We start from the raw sequence: 14,886 nt of genomic DNA, 5'->3' as shown, positions 1-14,886 counted from the left end.
TGACGCAAGCGGCCCGGTTGATTTCCGGCCCGGTTGATTTCACGGTGCCGGCCGGCCAAGAATCGCCATGCTCCTGGTCTTGAGAGGCCCCAATGACGACCTGCCTGTTCTGCTCGAGCTGCCATGGCTGAGATTCCCTCGGCGCGAGATCTGGCGCGTGACAACGCCGCCATGTCGATTGCCGCCATGTCCTCAGATCGGCGCGAGAGCGACGACAATGTCTGGACGCGGCGGCTGGTGCTGTTCCTGCGGGTCATGGCCATGCTCTCGATCGCCAAGGGCCTTTATCATTGGGCCCAGGTGACCGGCTTCATCGGCGGCGAGGACGACGCGTTCGAGAACCAGGCGATGGCCTGGCAGGCGGCGACGGTCTATTTCGCGGTGATCGAGCTCGTCGCCGCGGTCGGCCTGTGGCTGGCGACGCCGTGGGGCGCGGTGGTGTGGCTCACCACGGTCGTGTCGATGGCGGTCATCGAGCTGATGTTCCCCGGCATCTATGGCGGCAATCTGCTGGTGGTCGCGGGCGAGGCGATCATGCTCGCCGCCTACCTCGTGCTGGCCTGGATGGCGGCCCGCGAGCGGCCACCGTAGGTGGTGAGGAAAATTCGTTGCACGCTGTAAATCCTCTCAGCGCGATGCAAGTAATGTTTCGAACACCTTAAGAGCGCCTGCCACAGCCGTTACACAGACCTTAGCGGTGGGAACTGCACCTGTTTTGGAATGTGACAGGGGGGTGAAACAGAGCGCGAACATTGCCCGTCGTCCGTCAACGGACCCTTGCAAAAGCCCCTGTAATCACTGGATTAAAAGAGGATTCACTCTCCGCGATTCATTCTCTCTTTATGCTCTTATTTAAGGCGATCTTCAAAGCACGCCCCTTAAGTTCGTTCTATCAGACGGGACAAAAGTTTCGTCGAATAAGTCGACAAAAACGACGACAGGGGAAGTGTCATGATGAAAGCCGTTGCGACGGCCGTGGAGACTGCTGCGCCGGGCCAGGGCGGCACCGTCCAGTCGCTCTATCTGGAAGCTCTGACGCTGGTGGAGCGGCTGCATCGCCGCCTGCTCGACGTCATCAAGGACGAGTTCGACCGCCGTGGTCGTTCCGACATCAATTCGGTCCAGGCGCTGCTGCTCTATAACATCGGCGACAAGGAGCTGACCGCGGGCGAGCTGCGCACGCGCGGCTACTATCTCGGCTCCAACGTCTCCTACAACCTGAAGAAGCTCGTCGAGCTCGGCTTCCTTGATCACCAGCGCTCGCGCGTCGATCGCCGCTCGGTCCGCATCCGCCTGACCCCCCAGGGCCAGGAGATCCGCCGCATCGTCGACTCGCTGTATCAGAAGCACGTCAAGACCGTGGAGCAGGTCGGCGGCATTTCGAGCGAGGAGTTCTCAACGCTCAACAAGTCGCTGCACCGCCTCGAGCGGTTCTGGACCGACCAGATCCTGTATCGTCTCTGAGCCGGCTTCATCGTTTCGGCTGATCCGGCCTCAGACATCGAGAGCCAAGACCGGACAGCCCTCGATCCTCTGAGTTCGACCTTGCGTCGGCCCCTGCTGGGCCGGCGCTTTTTTTTTTTTGTCGTGGCTCACTTCGTTCGCTGTTGCGAAAAACATCCACTCCGAACTGGAACCAATATCGCCTCTCGGACTTGTCTCCCGCGGAGGTCGGGTGATGCTGCACGATTACGGAATGCAGGTCATGAACGTGGAGCTGGTGAGCGACGCCTATGCGATCGCGGCCAACTACCTGCGGCTGTCGGGGGCGATGACGGATACCATCACGCCGAACGAGCAGCTCGTCGACATGATCGTACAGCTGATTCACCGCGGAGAATTCAACAAGCTCAGACTCGCGAACAAGGCGATCTCGATGTTCGAGATGGCCTCTGCGGCCTGACCATCAAGAGGGGATGATATGGAAGCTGCCATCGATCGGATCATGCATACCTACGACCTGCTGGCGAACCGCACCGCGGCCGCCAGCGAGGAAGCGCGGCGCAAGGTCAGCGCCTACATCCAGACCTTGTTCGAAGCTGGCGAGCGTGACCCGCATCGTCTCACGGTGTGCGGCCTGACCTACCTGCGCCAGCTCGACGGCCGCGTCGATCCGGTGAAGGCCGGCTACACCGGCCTCTGATGTCATCGGCGCGCGATGGCTCGCGCGCTTGCCTCATGATACCGACAACCTGTATGAGACCGTCAGGTTTCATGCAGGTTGTTTATTTTTGGGGGATCGATGCGTTTGGTGTCCCGAGTTATTGCCACGGTGGGACTCTTGGCCTTCGCGTGCGGCGAGCTGAGTCTGCCCACAAGGAGCATGGCTGAGACGGTCTGGCCCCAGAAGGGACCGAACACTCGAGAAGCGCTGGCCAGAGTTGGAGCCTGCGCGGAGACGACGATCACGAAAATTGCTGGTCGGTTCGATGAGCCGCTGTCGCCGACCCCGTTCAAGCTCGGCGAGAAGCTCGACGAGTATGGTGAGCCCATAATGGATCAGGGCGTCCACGTGCTGTACCAGAACGGCGCCGAGCAGATCGACTCGGCATGGAATGCCGCCGTCGCGCATTCCAAACTGAGCGATCCCGTGCGGCTCTGCACCGTCTGGAAGCCGAAGAAATGCCCGCCCGGCGATGACCGGGGACGAATCTACAAGGCGACCAATCTCCGGACCAAGAAAACCTGGCAGATGTCGGAAAGCTGGCACTCCTGTGGCGGGGCCTGAGCAGGGGGCTTGCTCCAGCGGCCGTCCACCATATCTGGCGCAAATATCCGGTTTGACCCGCAACCGCTTGGTCTGTCCCTTGGCCTGCCGCCGCCCGTATGGTAAGGGCAGGGGTCTTTTCCGACCGCCTTCACTGAACCGACCGCCGGCCGCCCAAGGCCTTGCGGACGTGGAGATATTCCGCCGATGACCGCTTCCAGCGCCAAGCCCGCCTCGTCAGTCGATTCCTTCTTCTCCGCCACCCTGGCCGAGGCCGATCCCGAGATCGCTGCCGCCATCAAGGGTGAACTCGGTCGACAACGACACGAGATCGAGCTGATCGCTTCGGAGAACATCGTCAGCCGCGCGGTCCTGGAAGCCCAGGGCTCGGTGATGACCAACAAGTATGCCGAGGGCTACCCGGGCGCGCGCTATTATGGCGGCTGCGAATGGGTCGACGTCGCCGAGAACCTCGCGATCGACCGCGCCAAGAAGCTGTTCGGTGCCAATTTCGTCAACGTCCAGCCGAACTCGGGCAGCCAGATGAACCAGGCGGTGTTCCTGGCGCTGCTGCAGCCCGGCGACACCTTCATGGGCCTCGACCTCGCCGCCGGCGGCCATCTGACCCACGGTTCGCCGGTCAACATGTCCGGCAAGTGGTTCAAGGCCGCGCACTACACCGTGCGCCGCGACGACCACCTGATCGACATGGATGCGGTCGCCAGGCAGGCCGAGGAAGTGAAGCCGAAGCTGATCATCGCCGGCGGCAGCGCCTATTCGCGCCCGTGGGATTTCAAGCGCTTCCGCGAGATCGCCGACAGCGTCGGCGCCTATCTGCTGGTCGACATGGCCCACTTTGCTGGTCTCGTTGCGGGTGGCGTCCATGCCTCCCCGGTGCCCTACGCTCACGTCACCACGACCACCACGCACAAGTCGCTGCGCGGTCCGCGCGGCGGCCTCATCCTGTGGAACGACGAGCAGTTCACCAAGAAATTCAACTCGGCGATCTTCCCGGGCCTGCAGGGCGGCCCGCTGATGCACGTGATCGCGGCCAAGGCGGTGGCCTTTGCCGAGGCGCTGCGGCCCGAGTTCAAGGTCTACGCGAAGAACATCGTCGAGAACGCGAAGGCGCTGGCGGAATCGCTGCGCGCCCAGGGCTTCGACATCGTCTCCGGCGGCACCGACAACCATCTGATGCTGGTCGACCTCCGGCCGAAGAGCCTGAAGGGCAACGTCTCGGAGAAGGCGCTGGTCCGCGCCGGCATCACCTGCAACAAGAACGGCATTCCGTTCGACCCCGAGAAGCCGTTCGTCACCTCCGGCCTGCGACTCGGTACGCCGGCCGCGACCACCCGTGGCTTCGGCGTCGCTGAATTCCAGCAGGTCGGCAGCCTGATCGCCGAGGTGCTGAACGCGATCGCGCAGGCGCCGGACGGCAGCGCGCCGCTGGTGGAAGCTGCGGTCAAGGCGAAGGTGAAGGCGCTGACCGACCGGTTCCCGATCTATCAGTAAGGCTTGAAGCCACAATGCGCTGCCCGAGCTGCAACAGTCTCGATACGCAGGTGAAGGACTCCCGCCCCACCGAGGATTCCTCGGTGATCCGGCGGCGGCGGGTCTGCGTCACCTGCAACTTCCGCTTCACGACCTTCGAGCGGGTGCAGCTGCGCGAACTCACCGTCATCAAGCGCAATGGCCGCCGCGTGCCGTTCGATCGTGACAAGCTGATGCGCTCGGTGCAGATCTCGCTGCGCAAGCGCTCGGTCGATCCTGAAAGGGTCGAGAAGATGGTCTCGGCGATCGTGCGCGAGCTCGAGAGCGGCGGCGAGTCCGAGGTGTCCTCGGAGGCGATCGGCGAGATCGTGATGGAGCATCTGCGCGATCTCGACGACGTCGCTTATGTCCGCTTCGCCTCGGTGTACCGCAATTTCCGGGAGGCCAAGGACTTCGAGGCCGTGCTCGGCGAGCTCTCGGCCGAGGACGAGACGCCGCGGCTGGCGCCGGTCCGCAAATGATCTTCCGGGTCCTGGTCGATCAGGTCGGCGAGAAGCTGAAGGCGCAGAAGGACGCCGACCGCCGCTTCATGCAGCTCGCGCTGTCGCTCGGCCGTCGCGGGCAGGGGCGGACCTGGCCTAACCCGGCGGTCGGCGCCGTCGTGGTCAAGGACGGCGTCATCATCGGCCGCGGTTGGACCCAGCCCGGTGGACGCCCTCATGGCGAGCCCGAGGCCTTGAATCGCGCCGGCAAGGCCGCGAAGGGCGCCACACTCTATGTGACGCTGGAGCCATGCTCGCATTTCGGCAAGTCGCCGCCTTGCGTGGACGCCGTCATCGCAGCCGGAATCAGCCGCGTCGTGTCGGCGATCGAGGATCCCAATCCGGAGGTCGCAGGGCAGGGGCATGCCAAGCTCCGCGCTGCCGGCATCCAGGTTGAAGTCGGCCTCTGCTCGGCGGACGCCAAGCGCGATCATGCTGGCCATTTCCGGCGTATCCGCGATGGCCGGCCGCATGTGATCCTGAAGCTTGCGGTCTCGGCCGACGACAAGATTGCAGCCGCGGGCAACAAGCCGGTCGCGATCACCCGCGAGGCGGCGCGGACGCGCGTGCATATGTTGCGTGCCCAGAGTGACGCGATCCTGATCGGCGTGCGCACCGCGATCGCCGATGATCCGCTGCTGACCTGCCGGCTGCCCGGCATGGAGGCCCGCTCGCCGGTGCGCGTGGTGCTCGATCCGATGCTGCGGCTGCCCATGACCAGCCGTTTGGTGCAATCAGCGCGAACCACGCCGCTCTGGATGGTCGCGTCAGCGCTTGCCGAGCCCGCGGCGGCGACCAAGCTCGGTGCTGCCGGTGCCCAGGTGATCCGCGTGCCGCCGCAGGCCGAGCCCTCGGCGCTGGAGCCCCCCGCCGTGCTCAAGGCGCTGGCTGAGAAGGGCATCACCCGCCTGATGATCGAGGGCGGCAGCCGCGTCGCCTCATCCTTCATGGCGAGTGGCCTGGTCGATGAAATCTGGCTGCTGCGCGGTCCCGGCGAGATCGGGGCCGACGGCATCGCTGCGCTGGACGCATTGCCGCTGACCGCAATCACGCAGTCGCCGGCCTATCGCGTTCGTGCTAGCGAAACGCTCGATCCCGACACCCTTACGATTTACGAGCGCGCGTAATGTTTACCGGCATCGTCACCGACATCGGCGAGATCGCCAGCCTGACGCCGCGGACCGAGGGCAAGCTGCACCGGCTGCGCATTGCCTGCCATTATGACCAGGCCAGCATCGCCGATGGCGCATCCATCGCCAACAATGGCGTCTGCCTCACGGTCGTGCAGTCCGGCGTCACCGATGGGAAGACCTGGTTCGAGGTCGACGCCGCCGCGGAGACGCTGGCACTGACCACGGCCAAGCACTGGCGCGTCGGCACAAAACTGAACCTCGAGCGGGCCCTGAAGATCGGCGACGAGCTCGGTGGCCACATCGTCGCAGGCCATGTCGACGGCATCGCGACCATCGTCAGCCGCGACGACCTGCCGGATATGGCGCGGTTCGTGCTGAAGACAACGCGGGATCTGGCGCGCTTCATCGCCACCAAGGGCTCAGTCACCCTCGACGGCGTCTCGCTCACGGTCAACACCGTCGACGAACTGGCCTTCTCGGTGCTGATCATTCCGCATACGCTGTCGGTCACGACGCTGTCGTCCTGGCAGGCCGGCGGCGAGGTCAATCTCGAGGTCGACCTGATGGCGCGCTATGCCGCGCGCCTCACGGAAATGAAGTAGCCTCGAAGGGGGCTTTCCGTCTTGGCTTTGCGGGCGCCCGCGCCTACAAGGCCAGCCCTCGTGGCGAGGAGGCGCCGATGTGTCGTCTCGCGGCATGAGGCCGATTTCATCTCGCCCTTCGCGACGCGGCCGGATCGCCGCTCCCTTGGGGCGAGGCACCTGAAGACAATGGAAACAGAACCATGGCAGACGCACGGCGCGCGCCGCTCAAAGACCAGACCGACATCTCCGGCGCCCGGGCGCTGATCGTCGAGGCCCGCTTCTACGACGACCTCCAGGACGCCCTGCTGGAGGGCGCCACCGCCGAGCTGAAGGCGGCGGGCGTGGGCTATGATGTTCTCACCGTCACCGGCTCGTTGGAGATTCCGGCGACTATTGCCATTGCGCTCGATGCTGCCGCCAAGACCGGCAAGCCTTATGATGCGGCGATCGCGCTCGGCTGCGTCATCCGCGGCGACACCATCCATTTCGAGATCGTGTCGCAGGAATCCTCGCGGGCCCTGATGGATCTGTCGGTGGCGCGCGGCCTGCCGCTCGGCAACGGCATCCTCACCGTCAACAACGAGGACCAGGCCTGGGCGCGCGCCCGCGTCTCCGAGATGAACAAGGGCGGCGATGCCGCCCGCGCCGCGCTCGCCGTGCTGCGCATCAAACGCCGTCTGTCGCGAGGCTGAGATGGCCGAGAGCAGCAACAAGCCGTCCAAGGGCCCGATCCGCGCCGGCGACCGCAAGGCCAACCGCCGTGGCGCGGCGCGGCTCGCCGCCGTCCAGGCGCTCTACCAGATGGACATTGCTGGCGCCGGCATCAACGACGTGCTGGCCGAGTTCGAGAGCCATTGGCTCGGCAACGAGGTCGAGGGCGAGCAGTATCTGCCGGCGGAGGCTGCCTTCTTCCGTGACATCGTCTCCGGCGTGGTGCGCGACCAGACCAAGATCGATCCGGTGCTCGACGCGGCGCTGGAGCGCGGCTGGCCGCTGCAGCGGATCGAGGCGATCCTGCGCGCCGTGCTGCGCGCCGGCGCCTATGAGCTGGAGCGGCGCAAGGACGTGCCGGCCAAGGTCGTCGTGTCCGAATATGTCGACATCGCCCATGCCTTCGTCGAGCGCGACGAGACCGGCATGGTCAACGCCGTGCTGGAGCAACTCGCCAGGCAATACCGCGCCGACGAGATGGGGCCGAAGTAGCGATGGGGGGCGCCGGAGCACGATCGCTGCAAACCGGTGCGATGCCAGTGTCTTTCCTCGACTGTCATCACCCGCGAAAGCGGGTGATCCAGCATTCCAGAGACGAGCGCGGCGTACTGGATCGCCCGGTCCCGCCTTCGTCTATCGGCTCCGGCGCGGCGACGAATGCAAGGGCGCGCCGAAGCTTTAGCGAAGGCGGCAAGCCGGGCGATGACAGCGGAGAGCGGGGAGGGGGGCTGTGACCCAAAACCCCTCCGGCGAAGACTCCCTCATTGCCCGCTATTTCAAGCCGCTGGCGACCGACCCCGGCGCGTTCGGCCTCGTCGACGACGCCGCGATCATTCCGGCCGATGGGGACGACATCGTCGTCAAGACCGACGCCATCGTCGAAGGCGTCCATTATCTCGCCGACGATCCCCCCGACACCATCGCGCGCAAGGCGCTGCGGGTGAACCTGTCCGATCTCGCCGCCAAGGGCGCCGTGCCCGCCGGCTTCGTCCTGACGCTCGCGCTGCGCGAGAAGGATGACGCCTGGCTGTCGCAATTCGCACGTGGCCTCGGCGAGGACGCGGCTGCGTTTGGCTGTCCGCTGCTCGGCGGCGACACCGTGTCGACGCCCGGTCCCGTGATGATCTCGATTGCGGCCTGGGGGCGGGTGCCCAGGGGCCGGATGGTGCATCGCTTCGGCGCGCGTCCCGGCGACCGGGTCATGGTCACCGGGACGATCGGTGATGCCGCGCTCGGTCTGCGCATGCTGACGGGCACAGCCGAGGCTACGGCGCTGGCCGACGATCCCGCCGCGCGGGATATGCTGATCGGTCGTTATCGCACGCCGCAGCCGCGCAATGCACTGGCGGCGGCCGTGAGAGACTGTGCGACCGCCTCGATGGACGTCTCTGATGGCCTCGCAGGCGACCTGACCAAGCTCTGCGCCGCCTCTTCCGTGAGCGCCGACATCGCGCTGTCCCACATTCCACGATCGCCGGCAGCGGCGAAGCTGCTTGCTGTCGGGGCCGCGCAGCTTGAAAGCATGATCTCGGGCGGCGACGATTACGAGATCCTCTGCACTGTTCCCGCAGCGCGATGCGAAGCGTTCCGTGCTGCAGCCGAGACGGCGGGCGTTGCCGTCACGGACATCGGCGCCATCGTCGAAGGGGCGCGAGCCCCGCGCTTCCTGGACGGGCAGGGCCGTCCCGTCACACTGACGCGTTTGTCCTTCAGCCACTTCTGACACCTATTTGCACCGCACAATGCGACCAAAGAAGCGTCTGAATTTGGAGCGGTTCAGGCGTCGCGGCGTTGCGTCATCATGGCGATTTTGGCAAGCTTCATGATGTTCGAGGCGGCTCCGCCCGGAGCGGCCTGATAGGGGGCGTGCGTCGCACCATCGCGGCGTGACGTAGTTCAAAAAAGCAAAGAGCCGAGGAAACTAAATGTCAGCTTTATGGGTGATCGTGCTCTGCGGAGCGCTGTCGATCGTCTATGCGATCTGGGCCACTTCATCGGTCCTGGGTGCGGACGCCGGCAATGCGCGGATGCAGGAAATTGCGGCGGCCGTGCGTGAGGGCGCGCAGGCCTATCTCCGCCGCCAATATACGACGATCGGAATCGTCGGCGTCGTGATCTTCGTGCTCCTTGCGTATTTCCTCGGCATGCTCGTGGCGGTCGGCTTTGCGATCGGCGCGATCCTCTCCGGCGCCGCCGGCTTCATCGGCATGAACGTGTCGGTGCGCGCCAACGTCCGCACCGCGCAGGCTGCGACGACCTCGCTCGCAGGCGGCCTCGAGCTCGCCTTCAAGGCCGGCGCCATCACCGGTCTGCTCGTCGCGGGTCTGGCGCTGCTCGGCGTCACGATCTACTTCGGCGTTCTCACCGGCTTCATGAAGCTCGCGCCCGACAGCCGCACCGTGATCGACGCGCTGGTCGCGCTCGGCTTCGGCGCATCGCTGATCTCGATCTTCGCCCGTCTCGGCGGCGGCATCTTCACCAAGGGCGCCGACGTCGGCGGTGACCTCGTCGGCAAGGTCGAAGCCGGCATTCCTGAGGACGATCCGCGCAACCCCGCGACCATCGCCGACAACGTCGGCGACAACGTCGGTGACTGCGCCGGCATGGCCGCCGACCTGTTCGAGACCTACGCGGTGACCGCGGTCGCCACCATGGTGCTGGCTGCGATCTTCTTCGCCAAGTCATCGCTGCTCGCCAACATGATGACCCTGCCGCTCGCCATCGGCGGCATCTGCATCATCACCTCGATCGCCGGCACCTTCTTCGTCAAGCTCGGCGCCAGCCAGTCGATCATGGGCGCGCTGTACAAGGGCCTGATCGCGACCGGCGTGCTCTCGCTCGCCGGCGTCGCGATTGCCATTGCGTGGCTGATCGGCTTCGGCAAGCTCGATGGCGTCGACTACACCGGCACCGCGCTGTTCGTCTGTGGTGTCGTCGGCCTCGTCGTGACCGGCCTGATCATCTGGATCACCGAATACTACACCGGCACCGACTTCCGCCCGGTGAAGTCGATCGCTTCGGCCTCGGTCACGGGTCACGGCACCAACGTGATCCAGGGCCTCGCGATCTCGATGGAATCGACCGCGCTGCCCGCGATCGTGATCATCGCCGGCATCCTGGTCACCTACAGCCTCGCCGGCCTGTTCGGCATCGCGATCGCGACCACGACGATGCTGGCGCTGGCCGGCATGATCGTCGCGCTCGACGCCTTCGGTCCAGTCACCGACAATGCCGGCGGCATTGCCGAAATGGCCGGCCTGCCGAAGGAGGTCCGCAAGTCGACCGACGCGCTCGACGCGGTCGGCAACACCACCAAGGCGGTCACCAAGGGCTATGCGATCGGCTCCGCCGGTCTCGGCGCGCTGGTGCTGTTTGCGGCCTATAACCAGGACCTGCAGTTCTTCATCGCCGACTCCGCGAAGCATCCTTACTTCGCCGGCATCAAGCCGGACTTCTCGCTGAACAACCCCTACGTCGTGGTTGGCCTGCTGTTCGGCGGCCTGCTGCCATATCTGTTCGGCGCGATGGGCATGACCGCGGTCGGCCGTGCCGCCGGCGCGATCGTCGAGGAGGTGCGCCGGCAGTTCCGCGAGAAGCCGGGCATCATGCAGGGCACCGACAAGCCGGATTACGGCAGGGCCGTCGACCTTTTGACCAAGGCGGCGATCAAGGAGATGATCATCCCCTCGCTGCTGCCGGTGCTGTCGCCGATCGTCGTCTACTTCCTGATCTACGCGATCGCGGGCGGCGGCGCGGCCGGTAAGTCGGCGGCGTTCTCCGCCGTCGGCGCCATGCTGCTCGGCGTCATCGTCACCGGCCTGTTCGTGGCGATCTCGATGACCTCGGGCGGCGGCGCCTGGGACAACGCCAAGAAGTACATCGAGGACGGTCACTTCGGCGGCAAGGGCTCGGATGCCCACAAGGCGGCGGTGACGGGTGACACCGTCGGCGACCCCTACAAGGACACGGCCGGCCCTGCCGTGAACCCGATGATCAAGATCACCAACATCGTGGCCCTGCTGCTGCTGGCAATCCTCGCGCACTGAGCGGAGCAATTGTCCTGACGAATAAAGACCCCGCGGCGTGAGCCGCGGGGTTTTTCATGAGACTGTGTTGTTTGCTAATCGGCTGCGCGCTGCCGCGTGCGATACGACTGCAACGTGCTCTGAGCGGTTCGCGGCTGCATCTGCGAGAAGCTCGCCAGATGCTGATCGAGCTGCGGGCGCGCGCTGCCGCTCGCGTTGGCCTGCATGAACAGTAGCGTCGTGGTCGTGACCCAGGACAGGTCCAGCGCCTTGGCGAGCACCAGGAGCTGGTCCGGCTGCTTGCGCACGAAGGCGCGCTCGACCACGTCGAGCGGCAGCTTGCACATCAGCGCCAGCGCCAGCGTGACCTTGTCGAAGCTGCCTTCCTTGGCGAAACCGTGCAGTTGCGCCTCGTGGAGCTGGCCGGTCGCGTGCAGCAGCTCGACATAGTCCTTGGCGGTGACGAAATCGGCCGAGCGCGTCCGCGCTGCCGCCTGCAGTTGGTCCGATGCCTGCGCAACGGCACGTTCGACGATCTCGGCGCGCGCCGCGTCGGCGCTGGCGAGCTGGCTGCGCACCGCGTCGGAGGCTTCGACGAACAGCCGCACCAGCACCTCGCGCGGACTGTCGGGCCGGCTCCAGAGTTTCAAGGCGAGGTTGGGATCGTCGGACGCCTTCGTCACCAGGCCGGAGAAGCCGTGATCGGAGAAGCGCGCGCCGCCATTGTTGGCGGTGTTCGACACCACGGCCTGATTGCCGCGATCGACCAGAACATCGGTGACGGACTCGGTCAGGATCTTGCGGTCGGAGATCGCGAGCAGATGCTCCTGGCCCCGGGTCTGCGCGGTCGCGACCAGGGTCTCCTCGTCGAGCCGATCGCTCTGGCGCAGCACGGGACCTGCCACCGCGATCGTCTCGTCGCTCGCGAGCAGCCGGAGCAGGCGTAGCGGTGCGTCGGGCAGCCCCGCGAGCCGGCTGCCGAGCTGCGCCCGCGCCGCAATGGCGACGTTGTCGAGCAGCTTGAACAGCACGTGGTCGAACAGATCGACATGCTCTTCGTTGAACTTGCCCGAACCGAAGACGAACAGGTCGGTGACGCGCTCCAGAATCTCCGCGCGCCGCGAGACGTAGCGGCTGGCGAGAATGTCTTCGAGTTGGTGGAGGACGTCGTTGGGCAAGGCACGGCTCATGCGATGGACATCGCCGGCGCCTGCCCCTCGGACGGTGCTCGGACCGCATCCACGCGAAGGTGGTCGGCCAGGCATCCGCTTGACGGTATCTCAGGACCAGATCAAAGGCGCGCGGCCGCCATCTATCGCACCATCCCGCTTAAGGTGCCGTTACACCACGAGCCGTGTTGCAATACTCCGCTGCGACGTGGCCGGCCGGGCTCCGAGGGCTACTGCACATCCATCTGCAGGCCTTCCTTCTGGATGATCGAGGCGAACTTGGCTGTCTCGGCCTGGACGAAGTCGCCGAACTGCTGCGGCGTGCCGTAGTCGGCCCGCGCGCCCATGGCCGCGATGTTCTTGGCGATGTCCTCGCGCTCCAGCATCGCCTTGACCTGCAGGTTGAGCGCGCTGACGATCTCCGGCGGGCAGGCCTTGGGCAGGAATACGCCGAACCAGGACGACACGTCGAACTTGGCGAGCTCCGGCGCGCTCTCGCGCATCGTCGGCAGCTCCGGCGCATTGGCGCTGCGCTCCGGTGTGGTTACGCAAAGGCCGGTGAGCTTGCCCTCCTGGACCTGCGGCAGCGATGGAAACAGATTGTCGAACAGGATCTGGACGTCGCCCGCCAGCGCAGCCTGCAGCGCCGGGCCGGCGCCGCGGAACGGGATGTGCGTCATCTTCAGCCCGGTGAGCTGCAGGAACCATGCGCCGGTGAGATGCGGGCTCTGGCCGACGCCGGACGAGGCGTAGTTGAGCTTATCGGGATTGGCCTTGAGATAGGCGATCAGCTCGGGAATCGACTTGATGCCGGTGGAGGGATGCGCCGAGACGATGTTGGGGATGCGGATCATGTTGGAGACCGCCTGCAACTGATCCGGCTTGTAGGCGAGGTTGCGGAAGATCGAATAGGCGATCGCGTTCGGACCGGGGTTGCCGATCAGGACCGTATGGCCGTCGCCCTTGGTGTTGCGCGCGACCTCGGCGGCGCCGATCGTGCCGCCACCGCCGGAGCGATTCTCGACCACGGCCGACTGTCCCCAGGCGGTCTGCAGACGCGCCGCGAGCAGCCGGCCCATGACGTCGGTGCTGCCGCCGGGCGCAGCGGGCACGATCAGCTTGATCGTCTCGGTCGGGCGCCAGTCGGCGAGACTCGCGCGCGGCAGGATGGCGGCGGTGGACAGCGCCGCGGCGCCGGACACGAGCTTGCGGCGCGACAGCGCGATGCGATGAGCCAATGATTCCTCCCTGCTGATGTTTTCCAGCAGGGTAGGGAAGATTGCAGCGCCAGAGCAAGCCGGCGAATTGCGCACGGGCTGCGCCAATCAGCGCAGCGGTCCGGCTTTGTGCCGTGGCCCGGAATCATATTCCGGGCTGCGGCGATCGGGTCGGGATCAGTTGAAGCTGAGCAGCTTGAACAGCGGCGTCAGGTAGCTGAGCTCCTGGCCGGAGGTCGGCGTGGTGCGGCTGACGAAGTCGAAGATCTTGCCGTCCTTCATGCCGTAATTGGCGAGCCGGCGGACCTGGCGGTTCTTGTCGAAATAGATCGCGATGACGCGCTGATCGACCACCTTCTGGTTCATGAAGGCGACCGGGCGCTCGGCGCGCTGCGAGATGTAGTAGAACACCTCGCCGTCGAGCGTCGCCACCGTCGATGGCGTGCCCATCACGATCAGCACCTGGTCCTGGCTGGCGCCGATCGGGATCTGCTCCAGCGCGCCCGGCGGCATGATGTAGCCCTTCTGGAACTGCTCGCCGGTGCAGGCGCCGAGCGCCAGACAGGTCAGCGCGATCGCACCAAGGGTGCGCAGACGGGGGCTCAGGCCACGGGTGAGCAGGCGGGCAGTCGTTCGCATTGTCTGGGTCATCTTCTTCAGATCGGATCCCGTCCCCTTGCGTCGGGCAGGGCGTTGACGTACCGGGCAAACTTGCGGATTGCAACATGCCCCTGAACAGGGTCAGGGAAACTCGACCGCGGAACCGTCATGCTCTGGCCATTCAACCATCTCAGGAAATCCCGACCGTCCCCGCGCGGGACCATCGAGCCGATCTATGGCGCGATCGTGGCACAAACCCGAGACCCGTTGTTTTATAGACACTTGAATGTCCCTGACACGGTGGAAGGACGGTTCGATCTGCTGATTCTGCACCTCTGGCTGGTGCTGCGGCGGCTGCGCGGGGTGGGGTCGGCGCTGTCGCAGGCCCTGTTCGACCGGTTCTGCGACGACATGGACGACAATCTCCGCGAGATGGGGGTGGGTGATCTGACCGTTCCGAAGCGCATGCAGAAGTTCGGCGAGGCGTTCTATGGCCGCACCGCCGCCTATGATCTGGCCTGGTCGGAGAGCGAGGCCCGGCTGGCGGAGGCGCTGCAGAAGAATATCTTGAACGGCGAGCATCCCGACAGCGCGGCCGGACTTGCCGCCTATGCGGCCCGGGTGGCGGCCGACCTCGCCGCCCTCGACGACAACAGGCTGCTCGGCGCCGGCTGGAGCTTCCCGCGGCCGGTTCAGCAGGACTAGCG

17 protein-coding genes are annotated in these 14,886 nt (G+C 65.7%); 14 read left to right on the top strand and 3 right to left on the bottom strand.

The genetic code is table 11. The features are described 5' to 3' along the window. The first annotated feature begins 123 nt into the window (after nt 1-123). The 13 genes from QW845_RS33815 to QW845_RS33755 all read left to right on the top strand — a co-directional run bounded on the left by QW845_RS33815 (nt 124) and on the right by QW845_RS33755 (nt 11,214). Nucleotides 124-591 (top strand): DUF6163 family protein, encoded by a 468-nt coding sequence (locus tag QW845_RS33815; RefSeq protein WP_315711435.1) that lies wholly within the window; start codon nt 124-126, stop codon nt 589-591. A gap of 360 nt (nt 592-951) precedes the next feature. Beyond that, complete coding sequence (ldtR, locus tag QW845_RS33810; RefSeq protein ID WP_008962376.1) at nt 952-1,464, top strand: transcriptional regulator LdtR; 513 nt, start codon at nt 952-954, stop codon at nt 1,462-1,464. Between the two features lie 214 nt (nt 1,465-1,678). Beyond that, nucleotides 1,679-1,903 (top strand): hypothetical protein, encoded by a 225-nt coding sequence (locus tag QW845_RS33805; RefSeq protein ID WP_315805831.1) that lies wholly within the window; start codon nt 1,679-1,681, stop codon nt 1,901-1,903. Between the two features lie 18 nt (nt 1,904-1,921). After that, nucleotides 1,922-2,143: a hypothetical protein gene (locus tag QW845_RS33800; RefSeq protein WP_006612770.1), complete on the top strand. Its 222-nt coding sequence runs from the start codon at nt 1,922-1,924 to the stop codon at nt 2,141-2,143. Between the two features lie 180 nt (nt 2,144-2,323). Next, on the top strand, nt 2,324-2,728 hold the full coding sequence (locus QW845_RS33795; protein ID WP_315805830.1) for a hypothetical protein: 405 nt from the start codon (nt 2,324-2,326) through the stop codon (nt 2,726-2,728). 186 nt (nt 2,729-2,914) lie between these two features. Beyond that, complete coding sequence (gene glyA / locus QW845_RS33790; protein ID WP_315805829.1) at nt 2,915-4,219, top strand: serine hydroxymethyltransferase; 1,305 nt, start codon at nt 2,915-2,917, stop codon at nt 4,217-4,219. A 14-nt stretch (nt 4,220-4,233) separates the two neighbouring features. Beyond that, nucleotides 4,234-4,719, top strand: coding sequence for a transcriptional regulator NrdR (gene nrdR / locus QW845_RS33785; RefSeq protein WP_011927287.1), 486 nt, complete (start codon nt 4,234-4,236; stop codon nt 4,717-4,719). Next, nucleotides 4,716-5,867: a bifunctional diaminohydroxyphosphoribosylaminopyrimidine deaminase/5-amino-6-(5-phosphoribosylamino)uracil reductase RibD gene (gene ribD, locus QW845_RS33780; protein WP_315805828.1), complete on the top strand. Its 1,152-nt coding sequence runs from the start codon at nt 4,716-4,718 to the stop codon at nt 5,865-5,867. The genes nrdR and ribD overlap by 4 nt, the downstream gene beginning before the upstream one ends. Continuing rightward, complete coding sequence (locus QW845_RS33775) at nt 5,867-6,475, top strand: riboflavin synthase (RefSeq protein WP_315805827.1); 609 nt, start codon at nt 5,867-5,869, stop codon at nt 6,473-6,475. The genes ribD and QW845_RS33775 overlap by 1 nt, the downstream gene beginning before the upstream one ends. 182 nt (nt 6,476-6,657) lie before the next feature. Then, nucleotides 6,658-7,149, top strand: coding sequence for a 6,7-dimethyl-8-ribityllumazine synthase (gene ribH, locus QW845_RS33770; protein ID WP_315805826.1), 492 nt, complete (start codon nt 6,658-6,660; stop codon nt 7,147-7,149). 1 nt (nt 7,150) lies between these two features. Further along, nucleotides 7,151-7,660, top strand: coding sequence for a transcription antitermination factor NusB (gene nusB, locus QW845_RS33765; protein WP_315805825.1), 510 nt, complete (start codon nt 7,151-7,153; stop codon nt 7,658-7,660). A 238-nt stretch (nt 7,661-7,898) separates the two neighbouring features. Then, nucleotides 7,899-8,891 (top strand): thiamine-phosphate kinase, encoded by a 993-nt coding sequence (gene thiL / locus QW845_RS33760; protein ID WP_315805824.1) that lies wholly within the window; start codon nt 7,899-7,901, stop codon nt 8,889-8,891. Nucleotides 8,892-9,093: 202 nt separating this feature from the next. After that, nucleotides 9,094-11,214 (top strand): sodium-translocating pyrophosphatase, encoded by a 2,121-nt coding sequence (locus tag QW845_RS33755; protein WP_315805823.1) that lies wholly within the window; start codon nt 9,094-9,096, stop codon nt 11,212-11,214. A gap of 74 nt (nt 11,215-11,288) precedes the next feature. Here the strand turns inward: QW845_RS33755 and QW845_RS33750 are convergent, their stop codons facing one another. From QW845_RS33750 to QW845_RS33740, 3 genes are all read right to left on the bottom strand, one after another. Further along, nucleotides 11,289-12,371 carry a DUF2336 domain-containing protein gene (locus QW845_RS33750; RefSeq protein WP_315805844.1) on the bottom strand — a complete coding sequence of 361 codons (1,083 nt, stop codon included), beginning with the start codon at nt 12,369-12,371 and terminating at the stop codon, nt 11,289-11,291. A gap of 221 nt (nt 12,372-12,592) precedes the next feature. Further along, nucleotides 12,593-13,600, bottom strand: coding sequence for a tripartite tricarboxylate transporter substrate binding protein (locus QW845_RS33745; RefSeq protein ID WP_315805822.1), 1,008 nt, complete (start codon nt 13,598-13,600; stop codon nt 12,593-12,595). 156 nt (nt 13,601-13,756) lie between these two features. Continuing rightward, complete coding sequence (locus QW845_RS33740; protein ID WP_315805821.1) at nt 13,757-14,218, bottom strand: outer membrane protein assembly factor BamE; 462 nt, start codon at nt 14,216-14,218, stop codon at nt 13,757-13,759. A 129-nt stretch (nt 14,219-14,347) separates the two neighbouring features. Between QW845_RS33740 and QW845_RS33735 the strand changes: the two genes are divergently transcribed. Beyond that, nucleotides 14,348-14,884, top strand: coding sequence for a ubiquinol-cytochrome C chaperone family protein (locus QW845_RS33735; protein WP_315805820.1), 537 nt, complete (start codon nt 14,348-14,350; stop codon nt 14,882-14,884). The last annotated feature ends 2 nt before the right edge of the window (nt 14,885-14,886 follow it).

The organism is Bradyrhizobium sp. SZCCHNS3002, assembly GCF_032377435.1.
GTDB lineage: Bacteria > Pseudomonadota > Alphaproteobacteria > Rhizobiales > Xanthobacteraceae > Bradyrhizobium.
This window is presented reverse-complemented; position numbering and strand designations above follow the sequence as displayed.